Origin of the sequence: Thioalkalivibrio sp. ALJ3 (genome assembly GCF_000377205.1) — a bacterium.
Classification (GTDB): domain Bacteria; phylum Pseudomonadota; class Gammaproteobacteria; order Ectothiorhodospirales; family Ectothiorhodospiraceae; genus Thioalkalivibrio.
The window spans coordinates 481,001-501,410 of record NZ_KB897905.1 but is presented as its reverse complement, the minus strand read 5'-3'; the positions used below and the strand labels follow the sequence as shown (position 1 = coordinate 501,410).

General features: G+C 66.5%; 20 protein-coding genes and 1 tRNA gene. 13 read left to right on the top strand and 8 right to left on the bottom strand.

Going from position 1 to position 20,410, the window contains the following annotated elements; all coding sequences use genetic code 11:
• Positions 1 to 98: 98 nt before the first annotated feature.
• Positions 99 to 175, bottom strand: a tRNA-Arg gene (locus C935_RS0102435).
• A gap of 190 nt (positions 176 to 365) precedes the next feature.
• Between C935_RS0102435 and C935_RS0102430 the strand changes: the two genes are divergently transcribed.
• Complete coding sequence (locus C935_RS0102430) at positions 366 to 1,211, top strand: c-type cytochrome (RefSeq protein ID WP_018860921.1); 846 nt, start codon at positions 366 to 368, stop codon at positions 1,209 to 1,211.
• A gap of 65 nt (positions 1,212 to 1,276) precedes the next feature.
• Here C935_RS0102430 and C935_RS0102425 read toward each other — a convergent pair whose 3' ends face one another.
• Genes C935_RS0102425 through C935_RS0102415 form a run of 3 tightly spaced genes read right to left on the bottom strand, consistent with a single transcriptional unit; the run spans position 1,277 to position 3,876 of the window.
• Complete coding sequence (locus tag C935_RS0102425; protein WP_018860920.1) at positions 1,277 to 2,782, bottom strand: YifB family Mg chelatase-like AAA ATPase; 1,506 nt, start codon at positions 2,780 to 2,782, stop codon at positions 1,277 to 1,279.
• A gap of 60 nt (positions 2,783 to 2,842) precedes the next feature.
• Complete coding sequence (locus C935_RS0102420; protein ID WP_018860919.1) at positions 2,843 to 3,097, bottom strand: accessory factor UbiK family protein; 255 nt, start codon at positions 3,095 to 3,097, stop codon at positions 2,843 to 2,845.
• Between the two features lie 56 nt (positions 3,098 to 3,153).
• On the bottom strand, positions 3,154 to 3,876 hold the full coding sequence (locus C935_RS0102415) for a pteridine reductase (protein WP_018860918.1): 723 nt from the start codon (positions 3,874 to 3,876) through the stop codon (positions 3,154 to 3,156).
• Positions 3,877 to 4,009: 133 nt separating this feature from the next.
• On the opposite strand from C935_RS0102415, the gene C935_RS0102410 reads away from it, so the two are divergent.
• Both C935_RS0102410 and tsaD read left to right on the top strand, forming a co-directional pair.
• Entirely contained in the window at positions 4,010 to 5,143 is a 1,134-nt protein-coding gene (locus C935_RS0102410; RefSeq protein WP_018860917.1) for a class I SAM-dependent methyltransferase, read from the top strand.
• Positions 5,144 to 5,213: 70 nt separating this feature from the next.
• On the top strand, positions 5,214 to 6,224 hold the full coding sequence (tsaD, locus tag C935_RS0102405; RefSeq protein ID WP_018860916.1) for a tRNA (adenosine(37)-N6)-threonylcarbamoyltransferase complex transferase subunit TsaD: 1,011 nt from the start codon (positions 5,214 to 5,216) through the stop codon (positions 6,222 to 6,224).
• 9 nt (positions 6,225 to 6,233) lie between these two features.
• Here the strand turns inward: tsaD and plsY are convergent, their stop codons facing one another.
• Positions 6,234 to 6,860 carry a glycerol-3-phosphate 1-O-acyltransferase PlsY gene (gene plsY / locus C935_RS0102400; protein WP_018860915.1) on the bottom strand — a complete coding sequence of 209 codons (627 nt, stop codon included), beginning with the start codon at positions 6,858 to 6,860 and terminating at the stop codon, positions 6,234 to 6,236.
• Positions 6,861 to 6,965: 105 nt separating this feature from the next.
• On the opposite strand from plsY, the gene C935_RS0102395 reads away from it, so the two are divergent.
• The 10 genes from C935_RS0102395 to ccoS all read left to right on the top strand — a co-directional run bounded on the left by C935_RS0102395 (position 6,966) and on the right by ccoS (position 17,536).
• Entirely contained in the window at positions 6,966 to 7,712 is a 747-nt protein-coding gene (locus C935_RS0102395) for an alpha/beta fold hydrolase (RefSeq protein WP_018860914.1), read from the top strand.
• A 10-nt stretch (positions 7,713 to 7,722) separates the two neighbouring features.
• Positions 7,723 to 8,595, top strand: coding sequence for a malonyl-ACP O-methyltransferase BioC (gene bioC / locus C935_RS0102390; RefSeq protein ID WP_018860913.1), 873 nt, complete (start codon positions 7,723 to 7,725; stop codon positions 8,593 to 8,595).
• Positions 8,596 to 8,801: 206 nt separating this feature from the next.
• Positions 8,802 to 10,289, top strand: a complete 1,488-nt coding sequence (gene ccoN / locus C935_RS0102385) for a cytochrome-c oxidase, cbb3-type subunit I (RefSeq protein ID WP_012981573.1) — start codon at positions 8,802 to 8,804, stop codon at positions 10,287 to 10,289.
• A gap of 18 nt (positions 10,290 to 10,307) precedes the next feature.
• Complete coding sequence (gene ccoO, locus C935_RS0102380; protein ID WP_018860912.1) at positions 10,308 to 11,042, top strand: cytochrome-c oxidase, cbb3-type subunit II; 735 nt, start codon at positions 10,308 to 10,310, stop codon at positions 11,040 to 11,042.
• A gap of 29 nt (positions 11,043 to 11,071) precedes the next feature.
• Positions 11,072 to 11,290, top strand: coding sequence for a cbb3-type cytochrome c oxidase subunit 3 (locus tag C935_RS0102375; protein ID WP_018860911.1), 219 nt, complete (start codon positions 11,072 to 11,074; stop codon positions 11,288 to 11,290).
• Positions 11,287 to 12,225 (top strand): cytochrome-c oxidase, cbb3-type subunit III, encoded by a 939-nt coding sequence (ccoP, locus tag C935_RS0102370; RefSeq protein ID WP_018860910.1) that lies wholly within the window; start codon positions 11,287 to 11,289, stop codon positions 12,223 to 12,225. Before C935_RS0102375 ends, ccoP begins: the two co-directional genes overlap by 4 nt.
• Before the next feature lie 165 nt (positions 12,226 to 12,390).
• A complete protein-coding gene (ccoG, locus tag C935_RS0102365; RefSeq protein ID WP_018860909.1) occupies positions 12,391 to 13,791 on the top strand; it encodes a cytochrome c oxidase accessory protein CcoG in 1,401 nt (466 codons plus the stop codon).
• Between the two features lie 96 nt (positions 13,792 to 13,887).
• Entirely contained in the window at positions 13,888 to 14,715 is an 828-nt protein-coding gene (locus tag C935_RS0102360) for a FixH family protein (protein WP_018860908.1), read from the top strand.
• A 15-nt stretch (positions 14,716 to 14,730) separates the two neighbouring features.
• Positions 14,731 to 17,286: a heavy metal translocating P-type ATPase gene (locus C935_RS0102355; RefSeq protein ID WP_026278601.1), complete on the top strand. Its 2,556-nt coding sequence runs from the start codon at positions 14,731 to 14,733 to the stop codon at positions 17,284 to 17,286.
• A 31-nt stretch (positions 17,287 to 17,317) separates the two neighbouring features.
• Positions 17,318 to 17,536 (top strand): cbb3-type cytochrome oxidase assembly protein CcoS, encoded by a 219-nt coding sequence (gene ccoS / locus C935_RS0102350; protein ID WP_018860906.1) that lies wholly within the window; start codon positions 17,318 to 17,320, stop codon positions 17,534 to 17,536.
• A 293-nt stretch (positions 17,537 to 17,829) separates the two neighbouring features.
• Here the strand turns inward: ccoS and rpoH are convergent, their stop codons facing one another.
• The 3 genes from rpoH to ftsE all read right to left on the bottom strand — a co-directional run bounded on the left by rpoH (position 17,830) and on the right by ftsE (position 20,400).
• A complete protein-coding gene (gene rpoH / locus C935_RS0102340) occupies positions 17,830 to 18,699 on the bottom strand; it encodes an RNA polymerase sigma factor RpoH (protein WP_018860905.1) in 870 nt (289 codons plus the stop codon).
• Between the two features lie 103 nt (positions 18,700 to 18,802).
• Positions 18,803 to 19,732 (bottom strand): ABC transporter permease, encoded by a 930-nt coding sequence (locus tag C935_RS0102335; RefSeq protein ID WP_018860904.1) that lies wholly within the window; start codon positions 19,730 to 19,732, stop codon positions 18,803 to 18,805.
• On the bottom strand, positions 19,729 to 20,400 hold the full coding sequence (gene ftsE, locus C935_RS0102330; protein WP_018860903.1) for a cell division ATP-binding protein FtsE: 672 nt from the start codon (positions 20,398 to 20,400) through the stop codon (positions 19,729 to 19,731). The genes C935_RS0102335 and ftsE overlap by 4 nt, the downstream gene beginning before the upstream one ends.
• Between the last annotated feature and the right edge of the window lie 10 nt (positions 20,401 to 20,410).

The following is a 20,410-nucleotide window of genomic DNA, read 5'->3' as shown; positions in this document are numbered from 1 at the left end:
GGCCCGCTGCGCGGGCCTCGGCTCGAACGGAGGTTCGAATCGGGCCCTCAGACACCCCATTACGCAGAAAGGGGCCACGAGGGCCCCTTTCTGCGTAATGGCGCGCCCGAGAGGATTCGAACCTCTGACCTCTGCCTCCGGAGGGCAGCGCTCTATCCAGCTGAGCTACGGGCGCAAGACGGGTCATGATACGGGGCGCCGAATGGGTCCGTCCAGCGCATTTTTTGACTGCCCTACTGGGTTTGTGGTCCCGAGCGGGACGATGCCCTATACTCGGCGCCCGATTTGCGCGCCTGGCGCGTGGGAAGACTTGGGCTAGGAACCATTACGGCCGCGCGCGGCCCGCACCTTTCGGAGGGAGACAAGTGGCGAATCAACCGATCAAGATGGACACCGGTAACAAGGTGTTGTTGTTCATCGCATCCGTGGCGCTGCTCGCCACTGTGATCTACCTGTTGATCCAGTTGGCGAACTTCATGGGAGGGCTCCAGCTGGGCGAGCCCAGCGAGGCCGAGCGTGACCGCATCGCCGAGCGCATCCAGCCCATTGGTCGCGTGGCCTCGGGACCCGTGGATGCCGAGGAAGAGGCCGCCGACCTGAGCCCGGGCGATATCTACAGCAATGTCTGTGCAGCCTGTCACGATACGGGCGCCTCCGACGCCCCGATCAAGGACGATTCCGACGCCTGGGCCGCCCGTCTCGACGAGCGCAGCCTGGACGAGGTGTTCGATAATGCCATCAGCGGCATGGGCGCGATGCCGCCTCGCGGCGGCGATGACAGCCTGAGCGACGAGGAAGTGAAGCTGGTAGTCGCCTACATGCTGGATGAAGCCGGCATTGACCATGGCTGGGAGCCGGAAGACGCCAACGGCGATGAAAACGGCAACGACGAGGCCGTGGCCGAAGATGACGAGGCGGCTGTCGAGGACGACGATGCTCTGGAAGGGATCGCCCTGGATGATGGTGACGTGAGCCGCGGCGAATCCCTGTACTCCACCTGCATCGCCTGCCACGGCGCCCAGGGCCAGGGTTCACCCGCCTTCCCGAAGATCGCCGGCCAGACCGCCGAGTACATCGCCGACAAGCTGGTGCGCTACCGTGCCGGCGAGACCGTGGGTGATCGCACGGCCCTGATGGCGCCGAACGCGTCTCGCCTGTCGGACGAAGACATCGCCGATCTTTCGGTCTTTATCGCGACCTTCGAAGACTGATCGGACCTGACTCGGTCTCGAGGCCCGCGCCGGCAGTCGCCGCGCGGGCCTTTTCTTTGGGCGGCCTACTGCGTTCGCCAGTGATCGAGCGCGCGATAGCTGAGCGCCTCGGTCAGGTGCGCGGTCGTGATCGGATCGCTGGGTTCGAGATCGGCGATCGTGCGTGCGAGCCGCAGGATACGGTGGTAGGCGCGTGCCGACAGCCGATAGCGCTCCGCCGCCCGGTCCAGGAGCGCGCGATCCTCCGCCTCGAGAATGGCGTGCTGGCCCAGCGCCTGGCCCGCCAGTTCACGATTGAGTGCCCCCTGGCGTTGCCGCTGACGTTCCTGGGCGAGGGCGACGCGCTGCGCGACGGTCCCTGAGTCTTCGCCGGGGGCGCCGTGCGTGGCCAGCTCGGGTGGCGGGATGCGCGGGACCTCGATGGCGAGGTCGATACGGTCCAGCAGTGGGGCGGACAGGCGCCGCCGGTGGCGCGCCATCTGTTCCGGGGAACACTGGCAGCGTGCCCCGAGGTCGCAGTCGAAGCCCTGTGGGCAGGGGTTCATCGCGGCTACCAGCTGGAACCGTGCGGGAAACTCTGCCTGCCGGGCGGCCCGGGCGATATGGATCGTCCCGGTCTCGAGCGGCTCGCGCAGGACATCCAGCACACTGCGCTGGAATTCGGTCAGCTCGTCCAGAAACAGTACGCCGTGATGGGCCAGAGAGATCTCGCCCGGGCGTGGCGTGGAGCCGCCACCGACCAGCGCGACCCCCGAGGCCGTGTGGTGGGGCGAGCGGAACGGCCGGGCGCGCCAGTCGCGCTGCAGGTGGCCGGTGTCGCGCAGGCTGTGGATCGCGGCGGTCTCCAGCGCCTCCGCCTCGGACATCGGTGGCAGGATGCCCGGTATGCGTGCGGCCAGCATCGATTTGCCGCTGCCGGGCGGGCCGACCATCAGCAGGTGGTGGCCGCCGGCGGCCGCGATCTCGAGCGCGCGACGTGCCTGGTGCTGTCCGCGCACGTCGGCCAGGTCGGGGTAACGATCCGGTTCCGCTTCGACGGGGCGGCCCTCGTCCAGCTCGCCCTGGCCCTGCAGTCCGGCGCAGACCGCGATCAGGTGGCTGGCCGTGCGCACCCGCGCGGCGCTGGCCAGAGCCGCCTCGGCCCCGTCCTCGGGATTCACGATCAGCTCGCGCGCGTCAACGGCGGCCGCCAGCGCGGCGGCCAGCGTGCCGCCGACCGGCCGTAGGGTCCCGTCCAGCCCCAGTTCGCCCAGAAACTCGCGCCCCTCGAGGGCGTTGCTCGGCATCTGCTGGCTGGCGGCGAGGATGCCCAGCGCGATGCCCAGATCGAAACGCCCGCCATCCTTCGGTAGGTCGGCCGGGGCCAGGTTGACCGTGATGCGGCGGCGGGGAAAGTCGAAGCCGCTGGTCTGGATGGCCGCGCGCACGCGGTCGCGGCTCTCGCGCACGGCCGCCTCCGGCAGGCCGACGATCTGGAACGACGGCAGGCCGTTGGCCAGGTGCGTCTCGATGGTGACCAGCGGTGCCTGGATGCCGGCGACCGCGCGGGCATGGGTAATGGCAATGGGCATCCTTGCCCTCCGTAGATTCGCGGGTCCGGGCCTCCGTGCCCGGCGGTTCTGTGGGGCGTGTTACTCCTCGGTCTTGCGCTCGGCTTCGAGTGCCTCCACGCGGGCTTCCAGTTCGGCCAGGCGTTCGCGCGTGCGTTCCAGCAGCGCGACCTGGACGTCGAAGTCCTCTCGGGTGACCAGGTCCATGCGCTCGAAGCCATGCTGCAGCGACGAGCGGACCTGACGCTGGACATCTTCCTGCATGTGGCGCACGGATTCCGGCAGGCTCTCGGTGATCCGGCGCGCGAGATCGTCAAAGCGTTTGGGGTCGATCATGGGCCGTTCTCTTCTCTTGATTCGGGATAACTCAGTGTAGCGCGTCGCGCGGATCGTTACTGCGAGGCCGAGCGTCCGCCGTCCACCGGGATCACCTGCCCGGTGATGTAGGGCGCATCCAGCAGCAGAAAGCGTACCGTGCGTGCGATGTCGTTCGGGTGACCCTCGCGTTTGAGTGCGGTGCGCTCGACCATCGCCTCGTGCGTGCCGGCATTGTTCGGGTCTTCGGGCGAGAGGATCGCGCCGGGTGCGACGCCGTTAACACGCACGTCCGGGCCCAGTTCGCGGGCATAGGCCTGGGTCAAGGCCCAGAGTCCCGCCTTCGCCGCGGAATACACGGGGTAACCCTTCAGCGGGCGCAGGGCATGAATGTCCACGATGTTGACCACCGCACCCCGGGTGCGCGCGAGCGCTGGCGCACAGGCCTGGGTCAGAAAGGTGGGGGCCTTCAGGTTGGAGCCGACCAGGTCATCCCATGCCTGCGTATCGATCTCGCCGACTGGGGTCGCGTAGAAGGTCGAGGCATTGTTGACCAGGTAATCCAGCCGCCCCCAGGCCTCTTCCGCCTCGCGTGCCAGGCGCTGGATCTCGTTCAGGTTCAGCAGATCCGCCTGCAGGATGCGCGCGCTGTCCTTGCGCCGGGCATTCAGTGAATCCGCTAGGGCGGCAGCGTCGTCGCGCGATCCGCGATAGTGGATCAGCACGCGCAGACCCTCGTCATGCAGCCAGCGTACGATGGTCGCGCCGACACGGCGCGCGGAGCCGGTGACCAGTACCACCCCTGCGTCCTGTGGTGTTCCCTGTGTGTGTTCCGTCACGTCATGCCTCGCCTTGGTACCATTTGCCGCCATGCTGCCGCCGAAACCTAGCACAACCACGCCAGACGACCCGGCCGCCGCCATCGCGCGGCAGATGCACGACTCCCTGCAACAGAGTATCGCCGAGCACGGTGGGTTCCTCCCGTTTGTCGATTACATGCACCAGGCGCTGTATGCGCCGGGGCTCGGCTATTACGTGAACGGGGCGCGCAAGCTGGGCGCGGGTGGTGATTTCGTGACCGCGCCGGAGCTGTCCTCGCTGTTCGGCGAGACCCTGGCCAGCTGGCTGGCCCCGCTGCTGCGCGACGAGATGGTGGGGGCGGGGCAGCTGCTGGAGTTTGGCGCGGGCCGCGGGCGGCTGGCGGGCGATGTGCTCGTGACGTTGCGCGAGCTGGGTGTGGGCTGGCGGCGCTACAAGATTATCGAGGTCAGCCCGGACCTGCGCGCCGTGCAGCAGGAGTATCTGGCCGAATGCCTGGAGCCGGAGGAATATGCTCGGGTGGAATGGCTCGATTCCCTGCCCGAGGAGCCGATCCAGGGCGTGGTGCTGGCGAACGAGGTGCTCGACGCGCTGCCGGTGGAGCTCTTTCGCTGGCGTGAGGGCCAGCCCTGGCAGATGGGTGTCACAGTGGATGGGGACGGCAGTCTGGTGCTGGCGGAACAGCCGGCCCCCGAGCCACTGGAGGATGCCGTGCGCGAGCTGCAGGCAGCACATGGCCCCTGGCCCGACGGGTACACCTCCGAGTGGCGTCCGGCGCAGGCGGCCTGGGTCGCGAGCGTGGCCGCCTGCCTGGAACAGGGTGTGGCGCTGCTGGTCGACTACGGTTTCCCGCGGGCCGCGTATTACGCCCCGGAGCGCCACCAGGGCACGCTGGTCGGCTATTACCGCCAGCAGATGATGCTGGATCCCCTGGCGCAGCCCGGGCTGATGGACCTGACGGCCAGCGTCGATTTCACCGCGGTGGCCGAGGCCGCGGATGCAGCCGGGCTCGATGTGCTCGGTTATGCCGCGCAGGGCGAGTTCCTGCTGGGTGCGGGTCTGGCGCAGCGCTTCGAGGCGCGCGTCGGCAGTGGCGAGGATGCCCGCAAGACCATGCAGGCCGCCCAGGCCGTGCGCATGCTCACCCTGCCCGGAGAGATGGGCGAGCGCTTTCAGGTGATGGCCCTGGGTCGCGCCTGTGCCGCGCTCGACTTCTCCGCGATCCCCGATCGGCGCGGCCGCCTGTGAGGGACTCGCAATCCCGTCCGGTTCGCCCGGAATCCTTCCCCGTATCAGCGCCCCGAGGCATGCTGCTCCTATGAAAGTCCTGGGTATCGAGACCTCCTGCGATGAGACGGGCGTGGCGCTGATCGATGATCGGCGCGGCCTGCTCGCACACCGGCTGTACAGCCAGACCGACCTGCATGCGGTCTACGGCGGCGTGGTCCCGGAGCTCGCTTCGCGCGATCACATCCGGCGCCTGCTGCCGCTGCTGCGGGCGGTGCTGGACGAGGCGGGCGTGAAGGGGCCCGAGCTGGATGCAATCGCCTATACCGGCGGGCCGGGACTGCTCGGGGCCCTGCTGACGGGGGCCTCGGTCGCACGCTCGCTCGCCTGGGGCTGGGGCGTGCCGGCGATGCCGGTGCACCATCTCGAAGGCCATCTGCTGGCCCCGTTCCTGGAAGACGCCGGGCTTGATTTCCCGTTCCTGGTGCTGCTGGTCTCGGGCGGGCACACGCAGCTGATCCATGCCCGGTCTCTGGGCGACTACGAACTGCTGGGCGAGAGCATCGACGACGCCGCTGGCGAGGCCTTCGACAAGACCGCCAAGCTGCTGGGGCTGGGCTATCCCGGCGGTCCCGCCCTGTCGCGCCTGGCCGAGCAGGGGGCGAGCGATGCCCTGCGTCTGCCGCGCCCGATGCTCGACCGGCCGGGGCTGGACATGAGCTTTTCCGGCCTGAAGACGGCCGTGCTGACTGCGTTGAACAAGCAGGAATACCGCCCGCAGGATGTCGCGCGCGCATTCGAGGAGGCGGTCAGCGAGACCCTGGTGGAGAAGACCCGCCGGGCGCTGGAGCAGAGCCAGGCTCCGGCGCTGGTGGTCGCCGGCGGGGTGGCCGCGAACACCCGGCTGCGCGCCGGGCTGCAGGCGATGTCCGCGCAGCAGGGGGTACCGGTGTACTTTCCGCGGATCGAGTTTTGCACGGACAACGGTGCGATGATCGCGCTCGCCGGGCTGCGCCGCCTGCAGGCGGGCTGGGTGCCCGACGACCAGGCCCCGGCGATCACGGCGCGTGCCCGCTGGCCGCTGGCGGAACTCACCGCCTGAGGCAGACCGCTAGTCTCGGGGGGGTGCTTCCGTCTCGGCCTCGTCCTTCTTGTGGCCGATCTTGCCTTCCTCGCCGCGCATCAGGCGGCGGATGTTGCTGTCGTGGCGGATGAACAGCACCACGGCCATGCCCGCCACGATCAGCGCGACCCAGAAGTCCGGCTCCAGGAACACGAAATAGACGGGTGCCAGGGTCGCCGCGACCAGGGCCGACAGGGAGGAGTAGCGCCAGATCGCGGCGACCACGAGCCAGGTCAGCAGCGTGAGCCCGCCGACCAGCGGGTTGAGCGCCAGTAGCACGCCCAGGGCAGTGGCCACGCCCTTGCCCCCACCAAAGCGGTAGTACACGGGAAACACGTGTCCGAGGAAGGCGGCCAGGCCGATCAGGCCAAGCGCCCAGGTCGGGAAGATGCCGAGCTGGGCGGCGACGAACACCGGCAGCCAGCCCTTGCCGACATCCCCGATCAACGTGATGATGGCCGCCTTCTTGCCGCCGTAGCGCAGTACGTTGGTCGCACCGGGGTTGCCCGAGCCCGTGTGACGCGGGTCCGGTAGCCGCAGCAATTTGCTCACGACGATGGCCGTGGAAAGCGATCCCAGCAGATACGCGATGACAATGCCCAGTACGATGTCCATGCAAACTCGACCTGAAGATTCGGTTGGGTGGGGTTCGGCGCGAACCGGCGCCCATGATACGCAAGCCGGGGCGCTGAGTTCAGGGTGGCGGCGGGTTGGCCCGCCATGACGCGCCCGACCCTGGTGCTGCTGCATGGCTGGGGGTTTTCCCCGGCCGTCTGGGCCCCGTTGCGTGCCGCGCTGCCCGGGTTCGAGATCCACGCGCCGGCCCTGCCCGGGCACGGGGAACTCGCTGGCGGCGAGGCCCTGGGCGATCCTGTAGCCACCTGCGAGGCCATCCGGGCCCAACTGCCGCGCACACTGTCGCATCCCGTCTGGGTGGGCTGGTCGCTCGGTGGGCTGGTTGCACTGGAGCTGGCGCGAACGATGCTGGATACCCGCGGGCTCATGCTGCTTAATGCCACGCCGCGTTTTGCGGCGGCCCCGGACTGGGCCCATGCGCTGCCGGTCGCGGAGCTTGCGGACTTTCAATTGGCCCTCGAGGGCCCCCGACGGCGGTTGCACCGGCGCCTCGCGATGCTCTGTGCCAGGGGCTCGCCGGAAGCGGCCTCGCTGGCCGCCGATCTGGTCGGAGAGCTGGAGGGCGCCCCGGCGACCGATTCGGGCCTCGCGGCCGGACTGGCCTGCCTGATGGGTCGCGACCAGCGCGCCTGCTGGCAATCCAGTCCGGTGCCGGTCGCGGCCTGTCTCGCCGAGGGGGATGCGCTGGTGCCGCCCACCGTGGCGGACGACCTGCATCGCCTGTGCCCGGACGCCCGGCTGGCCGTGCGGCCCGGGGGGCATGCGCAGTGGTGGCGGGACCCGGCGCCCGTGGCGGCCTTTATAAACGAGTTTGTAGCGGCACTGGAGTGATCGGCGATCCATGACGGGGGCGGATGAATACGCACTGGACAAGGCGCGCGTACGCGAGGCCTTCGGGCGGGCGGCCGCGGGCTACGAGGCCCATGCGGTGCTGCAGCGCGAGGTCCAGGGGCGGCTGCTCGAGCGACTCGATCTGGTCAAGCTGCAACCGGCCCGCGTGCTCGATCTGGGTTGCGGGACCGGGGAGGCACTGGATCTCCTGCGGCAGCGCTACCGCAAGGCCGAGCTGACCGGTGTCGACTTTGCCCCGGGTATGGTCGCGGCGGCGCAGCGTCGGGGCCACTGGTGGCGCCGGCCGCTGGCCGTATGTGCGGACATCGAGGCACTACCCCTGCCGGAGGCGCACTACGATCTGGCGGCCTCCAGTGCGGCGCTGCAGTGGTGTTCCAGCCTCGATCAGGCCTTCACGGAGGTGCGGCGTGTGCTGGCGCCGGGGGCGCTGTGGACCTTTTCCACCTTCGGCCCGGATACCCTGCGCGAGTTGCGCGCGGCCTTTGCCGAGGTCGACGGCGGGGGCGCGCAACACGTGAATGCCTTTGTCGATATGCATGACATCGGCGACGCCCTGGTGCGCGCGGGGTTCGCGGACCCGGTAATGGACCAAGAGACCCTGACGCTCACCTACGGCGATTTCCAGACCCTGCTGCGGGATCTGCGCGGGGTGGGGGTGCGCAATGCGCTGGCCGGGCGTGCGCGCGGACTGCTGGGCCCGCGTCGGCTGCAGGCTGTGGCGGAAGCCTATGCGCGGGCGTTCGCAGTCGAGGATCGTCTGCCGGCGACCTGGGAGGTTGTGTACGGTCACGCCTGGGTGCCGGAGGCCCCGCCGCCCTCGAAACCGCAAGGCCGGGTGATTCCCGTTCGGCCGGTCTCTTGATCCAGATCAATGCGGGGCGATTGGCCCCTCGCAGAGCAAGACCATAAAGATGTATTCTCTCCGGCGCTGAAAGTTCCGCCTGATTTGGGGCTATTTCCGAGTGTTACAGGCGGTCTTGGTTTTTTGTGCGTCTGGAATGGGGTAAAGTTCACGCCCCCCGAAACCATCGGGACATCCGTGTTCCCCGCAGCAAGGTGGAAAAAGTCATGTCGCAAGCAGCCACTACGGCGGGTTCCGTACCCGCAACGTCAGTCGCTTCAACCGAGCAGTACAACTACGCGATCGTCAAGCGTTTCGCGATTGCCGCCGTCCTCTGGGGCGTGTTTGGCATGGCGGCCGGGGTCTGGATTGCCTCGCAGCTCGCATTTCCGTTCCTGAACTTCGATATCGCCCAGATCACCTTTGGCCGATTCCGTCCGGTACATACCACGGCGGTCATCTTTGGTTTCGGTGGTAACGCCCTGTTTGCGACGTCCTACTATGTCGTCCAGCGCACCTGTCAGACACGGCTGTATGGTGATTCGCTGGCGAGCTTCACCTTCTACGGGTGGAACCTGGCGCTGATCCTCGGCGTGATCACCTACACCATGGGGATCACCCAGGGTCGCGAATACGCCGAGTTCAACTGGCAGATCGACATCATCATCCTGGTCGTGTGGGTGGCCTACTTCTGGATCTACCTGCAGACCCTGCTGCGTCGGAACCAGCCGCATATCTATGTGGCGAACTGGTTCTTCATGTCGTTCATTCTGGCGACAGCCTTGCTGCACATCTTCAACAACCTCGAGGTGCCGGTCGGCATCTTCCACACCGATTCCTACCCGCTGTTCTCCGGCGTGCAGGACGCGATGCGTCAGTGGTGGTACGGCCATAACGCGGTGGGCTTCTTCCTGACCGCGGCCTTCCTCGGGATGATGTACTACTTTGTGCCCAAGCAGGCCGGTCGACCGATCTACTCGTACAAGCTGTCGATCATCCACTTCTGGGCGCTGGTGTTCCTGTACATGTGGGTGGGGGCGCACCACCTGCACTGGACCGCCCTGCCGGACTGGGTCTCCACCCTGGCGGCGACCTTCTCCATCCTGCTGCTGCTGCCCTCCTGGGGTGGCATGATCAACGGCATCATGACCCTGTCGGGGGCCTGGGATAAGCTGCGCACCGACCCGATCATGCTGTTCCTGATCACGGCGCTGTCGTTCTACGGCATGTCGACCTTCGAAGGTCCGATGATGTCGCTGAAGAGCGTGAACGCGCTGTCGCACTACACCGACTGGACCGTCGGCCACGTGCACTCCGGTGCGCTGGGCTGGGTGGCGATGATCACCTTCGGTTCGCTGTACCACCTGATCCCGCGTCTGTGGGGCGTCAACCTGTACAGCCTCAAGCTCGTATACGTGCACTTCTTCCTGGCGACCATCGGGATCGTGCTGTACATCACCGCGATGTGGGTGGCCGGTATCGGTCAGGGCCTGATGCTGCGTGCCTTCGACCAGTACGGGAACCTCGCCTACACCTTCACCGAGTCGGTGGTGTTCCTGCATCGTCCGTATGTGGTGCGTGCCATTGGTGGCGGGTTCTTCCTCGCCGGCATGCTGATCATGGCCTGGAACATCGCCATGACCGTCCGCATGGGCATCAAGTCCGAAGCTCGCGAGCGTGAAGAAGCCCGCGCGGCCGAAGCCCGCACGGCCTGATAGGGAGAGACTAGATCCATGAAGCACGAAAGCGTTGAAACCAATGCCGGCCTGCTGATCATCCTGACGCTCGCGGTGATCAGTGTGGGCGGCCTGGTCGAAATCGTCCCGCTGTTCTACATCGACGACACGATCGAAGAAGTGGACGGCGTGCGCCCCTACACCCCGCTGGAACAGCGTGGGCGTGACATCTTCGTCCGCGAGGGTTGCTACACCTGCCATTCGCAGATGGTGCGGCCCTTCCGTGACGAGATGCTGCGCTACGGCCACTACTCGCTGGCGGCGGAGTCGATGTATGACCACCCGTTCCAGTGGGGCTCCAAGCGCACCGGACCGGATCTGGCACGCGTGGGAGGCAAGTACTCCAACGAATGGCACGTTCAGCACCTGATCGACCCGCGGTCCCTGTTGCCCGAGTCGATCATGCCCGGTTATCCGTGGCTGGCGACCACGCCGCTGGACTATTCCGATATCGCGGCGCGCATGCGCGCCCTGAAGCGCGTCGGGGTGCCGTACTCGATTACCGAGGAGGAGTACGAGTCCAATGTCGAGAAGTTCGGCGAGCAACACGCCCGGATGTTCGATATCAACAACGCCGAAGAGATGCTGATCGAACAGGCGCAGGAAGAGAACTTCGACGGTGACTCCTCGTTCATCTCCGAGATGGACGCCCTCGTGGCCTACCTGCAGGTGCTCGGCACCATGGTGGACTTCAGCGAATACGATGACGGCCACTTTGCCGAATTCCGCTAGGGAATTCGGCCCGGCCAAGGTTGGGAGATATGGCAGCAGCCTGGGAATGGATCACGGATCTCGGCAACAGCAAGATGTTCGCGCTGGTGCTGTTCATGAGCACGTTCATCGGAATCGTGATTTACCTGTTCGCCAAGCCGACACGGGCCAAGAAGTTCGAGACGTACCGCTACATTCCTCTGGAAGAAGATGATTCGCACCTGGAGCCCACGGCCCGGCGCGACAAAACCGAGAGCGAAAAGCAATGAGCACACAGGACAACCACGATAAAAACCAGGGCGATAAGAACCAGGTCGAAACCACTGGGCACGTCTGGGACGGGGATCTTCAGGAATACAACAACCCGCTCCCGCGCTGGTGGCTGTGGGGCTTCTACGCCACGGTCGTGTTTGCGCTGGTCTACTGGCTGATCTATCCGGCCTGGCCGATCGGCGACAGCTTCACCAAGGGCTTTGCCACCATCACCTACGAGGTGGGTGGCGAAGAGCGCACCACGCACTGGAACACCCGTGCCCTGCTGGCCCGTGACATGCAGACCGGCGAGTACGCGGTGCGCCAGCGCGAGATGCTGGAGCAGGTCGCCGCGCAGGACTACGAGACGATCCTGGCGGATGCCGACTCCATGAGTTTCGTGAACGCGTATGCGCAGGGCTCCTTTGGCACGTGGTGTGCGGCCTGCCACCAGGTTGGTGGCGCCGGCGTGATCGGCCAGTACCCGAACCTGCGTAACGACCACTGGAAGTGGGGCGGTACCGTGGACCAGATCGAGCAGACGATTCGCGAAGGTCGCATGGGTTTCATGCCGGCTTTTCGTGACACGCTCTCCAGTGATCAGTTGAACGAAGTGGCGGCCTATGTGCTGTCGCTGAACGATTACGACGTCGATTCCGACATGTCGGATGCCGGCGAGCGGATCTTTACCGGTATGGAAGGCGGCTGCTTCCAGTGCCATGGCGAAGATGGACAGGGGCTGGCCTCGCAGGGCGCGCCGAATCTGACCAATAACATCTGGGGTCTGATCGACGTGCCGGGTGCGGACAGCGATTCCGAGCGTCTGCGCCTGGTGGCCAACTTCGTCCGCGACGGCATCCAGCGCGAAATGCCCGCCTTTGCCGATCGTCTGTCTGACGAGGAGATCAAGATGCTGACCGCGTACGTCCATTCCCTGGGTGGCGGTCAGTAAGTAGTAAAGGATTTATCGCCGGGGCTCGCCAGCGGGCGCGCCCCGGGTTGCACTACAGGGGTTCCGCGCGGGTTTCTTGACGGCCGTACGGGCCCCTGCTTCCGTTGGGATACATTCCCTCGCACATGGTGGTGTGCGCACGCCGGGTTCTGCCCGGGAGGATTCATGGCGCAAGGCCAGCCAATCTACGAGGCCCGCATACCGATCCATCCGCGATCGGTCAAAGGCCGATTTCGCAACCTCAAGACCGGGATCCTGTTTCTGGCCTACGGGGTATTTTTTGGCCTCCCATGGCTGCGCTGGGATCGCGAGTTCGGGCCGAACCAGGCCGTGCTGTTCGACATCCCGAACCGGCAGTTCTTCTTGTTTGATCTGGTCGTTTACGCGCAGGACATTTTCTGGCTGGCGGGTTTCCTGGTGCTGGCCGCCCTTCTGCTGTTCTTCGTCACCGGGGTGCTGGGTCGTGTGTTCTGTGGCTATTTCTGCTTCCAGACGCTGTGGACCGACGTGTTCATGTACCTGGAGCGCAAGATCCAGGGCGAGCGCCCGGCCCGTATCCGTCTCTCCAAACAGTCGTGGAATTTCGAGAAGCTCTGGAAGCTGGGTGCGACACACCTGTCCTGGCTTCTCGTGGCGTTTGCGACCGGGCTTGGGTTTGTCCTGTACTGGGCCGATGCACCGACCATGGTGCGCGACTTCTTTACTGGTGATGCTAGGTTTGCCGCCTACGTGACCGCCGGCCTGCTGACTGCAACCACCTATACCTTTGCCGGACTGGCGCGTGAACAGGTCTGTACCTTTATCTGTCCGTATGCCCGGTTCCAGAGCGTGATGTTCGACCAGGATACCCTGATCGTTTCGTACGACCCGAACCGTGGCGAGGGCACGGCCGGGCGTGCGAAGGTGCAGGCTGGACTGAAGACGCGCGAGGAACGACAGGCGGCCGGAGTTGGGGACTGCATTGACTGTGGCTACTGCGTCCAGGTCTGCCCGACGGGCATCGACATCCGGGACGGGCTGCAGGTCTCGTGCATCCACTGTGCACTGTGTATCGATGCCTGTGACACCATCATGGACAAGCAGGGATGGCCACGCGGGCTGATCCGCTATTCCTCGGAACACGAGCTGCAGGGTGAAAAGACGCGCTGGCTGAAGGGCAAGACCCTGGGGTACGGAGCCGCGGTCCTGGTGGTGATCGGGGCGCTGGTATTCAGCATCCTCGAGCGCCCGCCGGTCGATGTGAACGTCAACCAGGTGCGCCAGCCGTTGTTCGTGCAGATGTCCGATGGCCGGGTACAAAACAGCTACGAGCTGCGCCTGAACAATGTCTCCGACCAGGAGCTGGATTTCGCCCTCGATATCGCGGGTCTGGAAGGCGCGGATCTCGACCTCGGGCAGGTCGAGCAGATCCGGCTCGAACCCGGCCAGCGCCTGACCGTGCTGGCTCGAGTGCGCCACGATGTGGAGGCCGGCGCGGATTCACCGATCCGTTTCCATTTCGTGATCAGTGACCGTGAAGGGCGAATCGAGCCCGTCGAGGCCGATGCCCGCTTCAGCTACCGCTGATGGCCCGGGAAAGATTACGACAATACGGCTGGCGAAACTGGCGCGGCGCCAACCGAGTGATACCCTGCTGCGCCGGAACGATACGATGAAGACATCATGAGCAATCTCGTCATTTCCCTTGGATTGGGCAGCGCAGCGCTCGCCCTGCTGTTCGCGCTGATCTACAAGTTCACCCGTCTGCGCGCCTACAACACGGCGGCCGTGGTGGTGGCGATCATGCTGTTTGTGTTCATCCCGGCCTCCATCCTGACCTGGCAGGGTGCGGACGTGTTCGCGATTCATCTGGCACTGTACATTATCGTGCCTTATGGCCTGGGCATTATCCTGACGCAGAAGGAGGCGGAAGCCGAGGATGGGCAGAAGGGGTCGTTCAGCCTGCACTGGGCCCCGCTGGTGATTGTCGGCTTTTTTACGATCATCGCGTCGGTTCAGGCGGTGCTGATCACGCTCGCCCATAACGGCATGCCGGAGCGCTACATCGGCACCCTGCTGCCCGAGCCCGAGACACCGGCCGAGCGCGTCACCTCGGCCTTCCCCGGTACGGTCGGCGGCATCCAGGAGCGCGACGAGGCCCTCGCCGTGCATCGCATGACGCGGCTCCAGGAACAGCGCGAACTCGGCTGGCAGGTGCGCCAAGGCTGGGTGGAAAGCCCGGTTCAGGGCGAGACCGCCACGTTCCAGGTTGAAGTCCGCGACGCCGAGGGGCGGCCGATCTCCGACGCCGACGTCAGCGGCACCTTCATGTGGGTCGCCGACGAGCGCCGCGACCAGGCTTTCAGCATGCAGCCGATTGGTGAAGGGCTCTATCAGGTCGAGCTGACGCTGCCATCGCCGGGACGCTGGGACCTGCGTTTCCATGTCGAGCACGACGGACAGCTGGTGGAGCAGCAGGCGCGTACGCGCGTGCGCGGTCATTCCAGCTGATCTCGCCGACCGCCGGTGAGCGGATATCGCCCCGAACCCGATTCCACGGCCACGCCCACTGACACGCGCGGTGGCTGTTTTCATTGCGGTTTGCCGATTCCGGGCGGTGCGAATTACCCGGTCCTGTTCGAGGGGCGCGAGCGGCCGACCTGCTGCCCCGGCTGCCAGGCCGTTGCCGGGGCCATCATCGAACGCGGTCTGGGGGCTTACTACCATCACCGACCGACGCCGCCCGGGCAGGCCGGCGAGCCACTGGTCCCTGACGAGCTGCGCGAGCTCGAACTCTTCGATACCGAGGCCGTCCAGCGCTCGTTCGTGACGCCGGCGGCAGACACCGGTGACGGCTCCCGACTCGAGGCCGCGCTGATCCTCGAGGGCATCACCTGTGCCGCCTGCGTCTGGCTGAACGAGCGCCATGTACAGTCGCTACCGGGTGTGATTGCCTTCAGCATCAACTACTCCACCCATCGTGCCCGCCTGGTCTGGGATCCGGAGCGCATTGCCCTGTCAGAGATCCTCAAGGCGATCCGCGATATCGGTTACCACGCCCACCCGTACGACCCGGGCACCCGCGAGCAGGCGATTGCCCGCGAGCGCGGTATCGCGCTGCGCCGGATCGGCGTGGCCGCCCTCGGCATGATGCAGGTGATGATGCTGGCGCTGGCGATCTGGCTGGGCGAGGACGACCCCCAGCACGCGGACCTGATGCAGTTTATGCGCTGGGTGGCAGCGGCCCTGACCACCCCGGTGGTGTTCTACTCGGCCATCCCGTTCTACCAGAGCGCCTGGCGCGACCTGCGCCAGCGAAGGCTCGGCATGGATGTCCCGGTGAGCCTGGCGATCATCGTCACCTACGTGGCCAGCCTCTACGCGGTCCTGCTCGGGACCGGCGAGCATGTCTACTTCGAGTCGGTCGTCATGTTTGTCTTCTTCCTGCTGACCAGTCGCTACCTCGAGCTGATCGCGCGCCAGCATGCGAGTCAGGCCATCGATCGCCTGGATCGAATGGTGCCGGCACTGGCCCATCGCCTGGATGCCGGTGGCCAGGAGGAGCCCGTGGCGCTCGGCGACCTGATCCCCGGCGATCATGTGCGTGTCCGCCCCGGCGAATCGGTCCCTGCGGATGGCGTCGTCGTCCAGGGGCGCTCCACCATCAATCGCGCTCTGCTCACGGGTGAACCGGACCCCGAACCCGTCGCCGCGCAGGACGAGGTGGTGGGTGGCACCGTCAATGTCGATGGTCCGCTGGTCATTGAGGTACGCCGCGTCGGCGCCGAGACCACGCTGGCCGCAATCCAGCGCCTGCTCGATCGCGCGCAAAGCGAGAAACCCCGGATCGCCCGGCTCGCGGAAACCGGAACCGGCTGGTTTGTCGGGGCGGTCCTGCTCCTGACCGCGCTGGCAGGCCTCGTCTGGTATGCCTGGATCGACCCGAGCCGGGCGCTGTGGGTGATGGTGGCGATGCTGGTCGCCACCTGCCCCTGCGCGCTGGCGTTGGCAACACCCGTCGCGCTGACCGCGACGACGGGTACGCTGTCGCGCCTCGGCCTGCTGGTGACACGTGGACGCACCCTGGAGGCTTTGGCGCGTGTCGATACCGTCTGCCTCGACAAGACCGGCACCCTGACCGAGGGCCGCCCGCGCGTGGTGGCGCAGAACGATCACGTGGCGCCGCCGCCAGGGCAGGACTGGCGCGCCTGGGCGGCCGCGCTGGAGGCCCATTCCGAGCACCCGCTGTCACGTGCCTTCCGTGAGGCCGGGGCCGCCTCCGACGTGACAGCCCGGGCCGTACACAATGAGCCGGGAAGCGGCCTTACTGGCGAGATTGAGGGGTGCAAGGTGGCAATCGGGGGGCGTGGAATGCTGTCGCAAACGGAGCCTCCGGCCGCCGAGGCCCCGGTGGACAATTCGTTCGCTTCACCGATCTGGCTGGTGGTGGACGGCGAGCCGGTTGCGACCTTCTGGCTCGCCGACACACCACGGCCGGAGGCGGCCGAGACCGTCGCGACGCTGTCCGCGCGCGGGCTCGAGGTAATCCTGCTGACCGGCGACCGTCCGGAGGCGGGGCAGCGCTTCGCCGAACACCTGGGCATCGACCGGTTTCATGGCGGCCTGACGCCGGAGGACAAGCTGCGCCACGTACGCGAACTCCAGGCCGAGGGCCGCACCGTGCTGATGGCCGGGGAAGGAATCAACGACGCGCCGGTACTCGCGGGAGCCGACGTCTCCCTGGCGATGGGCGGCGGCACCCGTCTGGCGCAGACCCAGGCCGATCTCGTGCTGACGTCCGACCGCCTGGATCGGCTACCGGAGGCGCTGGATCAGGCCCGTCGCACGACCCGGATCGTGCGCCAGAATATTGCCTGGGCGATTGCCTACAACGTGGTGGCTCTGCCGATTGCCGCGGCCGGCCTGCTCACGCCCTGGCTGGCCGCATTGGGGATGTCGATGAGCTCCTTGCTGGTGGTGGGGAATGCCCTGCGTCTGCGTCCGGGGCGCGACCGCGTGGTTGCTCCGCGCGAGCACGATAGTCGCGCGCCCACCGAGGCGCCCGCCTCGCCCCCGGGTTGAGGCTCGGCGCAGGACGAGTAGACTGGTTGCCATGTCGATTCTGTACCTGCTGATTCCGCTGGCGATGCTGTTTGCCCTGGTCGTGGGGATGGTCCTGCTGTGGGCGATACGGTCGGGGCAGTACGATGACCTCGAGGGCCCGGCGCACCGTATCCTGATGGATGACGATGACCCGCGGATCCCGACCACCGACGACGAAAAGGACCGGAAGACCGGGGAGACGCAGCGACCGGAAGACCGACCGCGCTGATCCGGAAACTTGCGCCGTGGCCTCCTCCCGCTTACCCTTTATCCATTCTTAAATCGATGTGTGTTGAGGGCTTTGGCTATGCGTGAGTGGTTTACCTTTGCGAACTTCCCGTTGACGTTCACTGCCGCCCTGATCATCTGGTCCTGGATCAGCTTCTTCTCGGTGATCCTGTTCGGCGGCTGAGCCAGGGATTCCCGCGCGCCGCCTGAGCGGCGCCGGAAGCCATCAAAAAAGGCCCCGATCGCACAAGCGGTCGGGGCCTTTTTTCGTTGGGCGCAGCCGAGGTTGTCGCGTCAGTCGGCGAAGGCGGTGCGGATGCGCTTGATCGCGTTGTTCTCGATCTGGCGGATGCGCTCGGCGGAGACGCCGTATTCCGCCGCCAGTTCGTGCAGCGTCGCCTTGGGCTCGCTCATGTAGCGCCGCGCCAGGATGTCCCTGGAGCGCTCGTCCAGCTCGCCCAGGGTGCTGGCCAGCCGTTCCTGATAATGACGGTCCCAGTCCTCGTCCTCGGCCACCTGCGCCGGGTCGTCGCTCATGTCCTCGAGGCTCAGGCGCTGGGCCGGGGCCAGGTAGCTGTGCTCGTCGTCGCTGTCGGGCGCGGGGTCAAAGCTCGCATCCTGACTGGACAGTCGCCGCTCCATCTCCCAGACGTCATTTTCGGATACCCCGAGGTCTCGGGCGACGGCCGATACCTCGTCGTTCGACATCCAGCCGAGGCGCTGCTTGGCGCTGCGCAGGTTGAAGAACAGCTTGCGCTGCGCCTTGGTCGTTGCCACCTTCACGATGCGCCAGTTGCGCAGGATGAACTCGTGGATCTCGGCGCGGATCCAGTGCACCGCGAACGAGACCAGGCGGACCCCCTGGTTCGGGTCGAAGCGCCGCACGGCCTTCATCAGGCCGACATTGCCTTCCTGGATCAGGTCACCCAGGGGCAGGCCGTAGCCCTGGTAGCCACGGGCCACATGCACGACGAAGCGCAGGTTGTGCAGGATCAGCTGGCGCGCCGCGTCCAGGTCGTTGCGTTCGTGCAGCGACCGGGCGAGTTCGCGCTCTTGTTCCGGGTCCAGTACCTCGATCCGGCTGACCGCCTGCATGTAATGGTCCAGGTTCCCGACGGGAACGGGCAGGTCTGCATGCACGGTTGCCAGGGCCTTGCTGCTCATCGTGATGGATGCCTCCAGAGAATAAAGACAGAGATTAGCACTCGCGGGAATAGAGTGCTAAACCCGCTGAAAGTTCCGGGAGTTTTTGTTGCTCCGCGCGCGCTCAGGGCGCGTCGCGCAGGGCATGGCCGCTGCCCAGTCGTGCGCCCAGCCAGCCCAGTATCAGGCCCACCAGGATCAGGCCCAGAATATCCCCGGCATGCGGCAGGCGCAGGGTGAACTCCAGATCAAACGCGGCGGCGGCCTCGGTCAGCGGTTCGCGGCTCAACGCGACCCCCACCAGCAGCAGGATCACGCTGAAGATACCCCCACCGAACCCGGTCAGCACACCCCCGTACAGCGACGGGCGGCGCAGAAAGCGGTGGGTTGCGCCACTGATGCGCGAGATTGCGATCTCTTCCTGACGTTCGCGCAGCTCCGAGGCGGTGGCGAGCGCCAGGATCAACACGGCGCCGAGGCCCAGCAGTGCGACGACCACGGACAGGATGCGCAGACCCAGCTCGTGCAGGCTGTTGAGCTGGCGTACCCATTCGTCGTCGGCGACCACTCCGGCGTCGGGCGCCAGTGCCCGCAGGTCGTCGCGCAGTGCCGCCACCGTGTCCGGCTGCGTGCTGGCGGGTACAACATCGATCACGTCCGGTAGCGGGTTGTCCTCCAGCCAGTCCAGCAGTTCCGGGTCCGGCAGGCTGTCGCGGTAAGCAGTGAGTGCGGTGTCGGCGTCGATGCGCTCCCAGCGTGCAACGCGTTCGTCGTCATCCAACGCATCCTGCAGCCGGTCGGCGGTTTCCTCGTCGACATGATCGAGATAAAGCGCGATGCGCGGGTCGTGGTCGACATGCGCCGACAGGGCGCGCGCGTTGTCCAGCAGCACCCAGAGATAGGCGGGGAGCGCGAGGATGAAGCCCAGTACCGCGATGGTGATCAGGCTCAGTACCGGGGCCTGCAGTCGCCGGCCAAGACTGCGCCGAGCGGCATCGCGGTGGCTGTCCAGCCAGGCGGGCAGGGCATCGAACAGGCGGCGCCCGGGTCTCATGCGCTCGCCCCGCCGCGGGCTTCGATGCGGCCGTTTTCCAGGTGCAGGACCGGTTTGCCCATGCGGCCGATCAGCTCCAGGTCATGACTCGCGACCAATGCGGTCATGCCCACTCGGTTGAAGTCGTCAAACAGCGCGAGGATCTCTTCCGACAAGGCCGGGTCCAGGTTGCCGGTTGGCTCGTCCGCAAGCAACAGCACCGGCCGGTGCACGATGGCCCGGGCGATGCCGACGCGCTGCTGCTCCCCAGCGGACAGGGTGCGCGGGTTGACCGTCTCCTTGTGCAGCAGCCCGACCTTGTCCAGCGCCGCGCGTACCCGCTTGCGCATCTCCGGGCGGCGATAGGCCAGGATCTCCAGCGGCAGGGCGACGTTGTCGAACACGGGGCGGTCGAACAGCAGGCGATGGTCCTGAAAGACCAGGCCGATACTGCGGCGAAAACGCGGGATGGCCCGAGCCGACAGGCGGTCCAGCTCGTGCCCGTTCACGCGGATACGACCGCGGGTCGGGCGCTCCAGCCCGGCGATCAGTCGCAGCAGCGTACTCTTGCCGGCCCCGGACGGGCCGGTGACAAAGGCCATGGCGCCCGCATCCACTCTCAGGCTGACATTGGACAGCGCATCGGCCGCGCTGCCAAAGCGCTTGGTTACGCGCTGCAACTGGATCATGCTGCCTGGT

Excerpts from the sequence above, each read along its gene's own strand:
- ccoN (WP_012981573.1), top strand. The coding sequence starts at position 8,802 with ATGTCGCAAGCAGCCACTACGGCGGGTTCCGTACCCGCAACGTCAGTC.
- ccoO (WP_018860912.1), top strand. The coding sequence starts at position 10,308 with ATGAAGCACGAAAGCGTTGAAACCAATGCCGGCCTGCTGATCATCCTG.
- C935_RS0102360 (WP_018860908.1), top strand. The coding sequence starts at position 13,888 with ATGAGCAATCTCGTCATTTCCCTTGGATTGGGCAGCGCAGCGCTCGCC.
- tsaD (WP_018860916.1), top strand. The coding sequence starts at position 5,214 with ATGAAAGTCCTGGGTATCGAGACCTCCTGCGATGAGACGGGCGTGGCG.
- ccoS (WP_018860906.1), top strand. The coding sequence starts at position 17,318 with ATGTCGATTCTGTACCTGCTGATTCCGCTGGCGATGCTGTTTGCCCTG.
- C935_RS0102425 (WP_018860920.1), bottom strand. The coding sequence starts at position 2,782 with ATGCCCATTGCCATTACCCATGCCCGCGCGGTCGCCGGCATCCAGGCA.
- C935_RS0102410 (WP_018860917.1), top strand. The coding sequence starts at position 4,010 with ATGCACGACTCCCTGCAACAGAGTATCGCCGAGCACGGTGGGTTCCTC.
- ccoP (WP_018860910.1), top strand. The coding sequence starts at position 11,287 with ATGAGCACACAGGACAACCACGATAAAAACCAGGGCGATAAGAACCAG.
- C935_RS0102375 (WP_018860911.1), top strand. The coding sequence starts at position 11,072 with ATGGCAGCAGCCTGGGAATGGATCACGGATCTCGGCAACAGCAAGATG.
- C935_RS0102335 (WP_018860904.1), bottom strand. The coding sequence starts at position 19,732 with ATGAGACCCGGGCGCCGCCTGTTCGATGCCCTGCCCGCCTGGCTGGAC.
- ccoG (WP_018860909.1), top strand. The coding sequence starts at position 12,391 with ATGGCGCAAGGCCAGCCAATCTACGAGGCCCGCATACCGATCCATCCG.
- rpoH (WP_018860905.1), bottom strand. The coding sequence starts at position 18,699 with ATGAGCAGCAAGGCCCTGGCAACCGTGCATGCAGACCTGCCCGTTCCC.
- C935_RS0102420 (WP_018860919.1), bottom strand. The coding sequence starts at position 3,097 with ATGATCGACCCCAAACGCTTTGACGATCTCGCGCGCCGGATCACCGAG.
- ftsE (WP_018860903.1), bottom strand. The coding sequence starts at position 20,400 with ATGATCCAGTTGCAGCGCGTAACCAAGCGCTTTGGCAGCGCGGCCGAT.
- C935_RS0102395 (WP_018860914.1), top strand. The coding sequence starts at position 6,966 with ATGACGCGCCCGACCCTGGTGCTGCTGCATGGCTGGGGGTTTTCCCCG.
- plsY (WP_018860915.1), bottom strand. The coding sequence starts at position 6,860 with ATGGACATCGTACTGGGCATTGTCATCGCGTATCTGCTGGGATCGCTT.
- bioC (WP_018860913.1), top strand. The coding sequence starts at position 7,723 with ATGACGGGGGCGGATGAATACGCACTGGACAAGGCGCGCGTACGCGAG.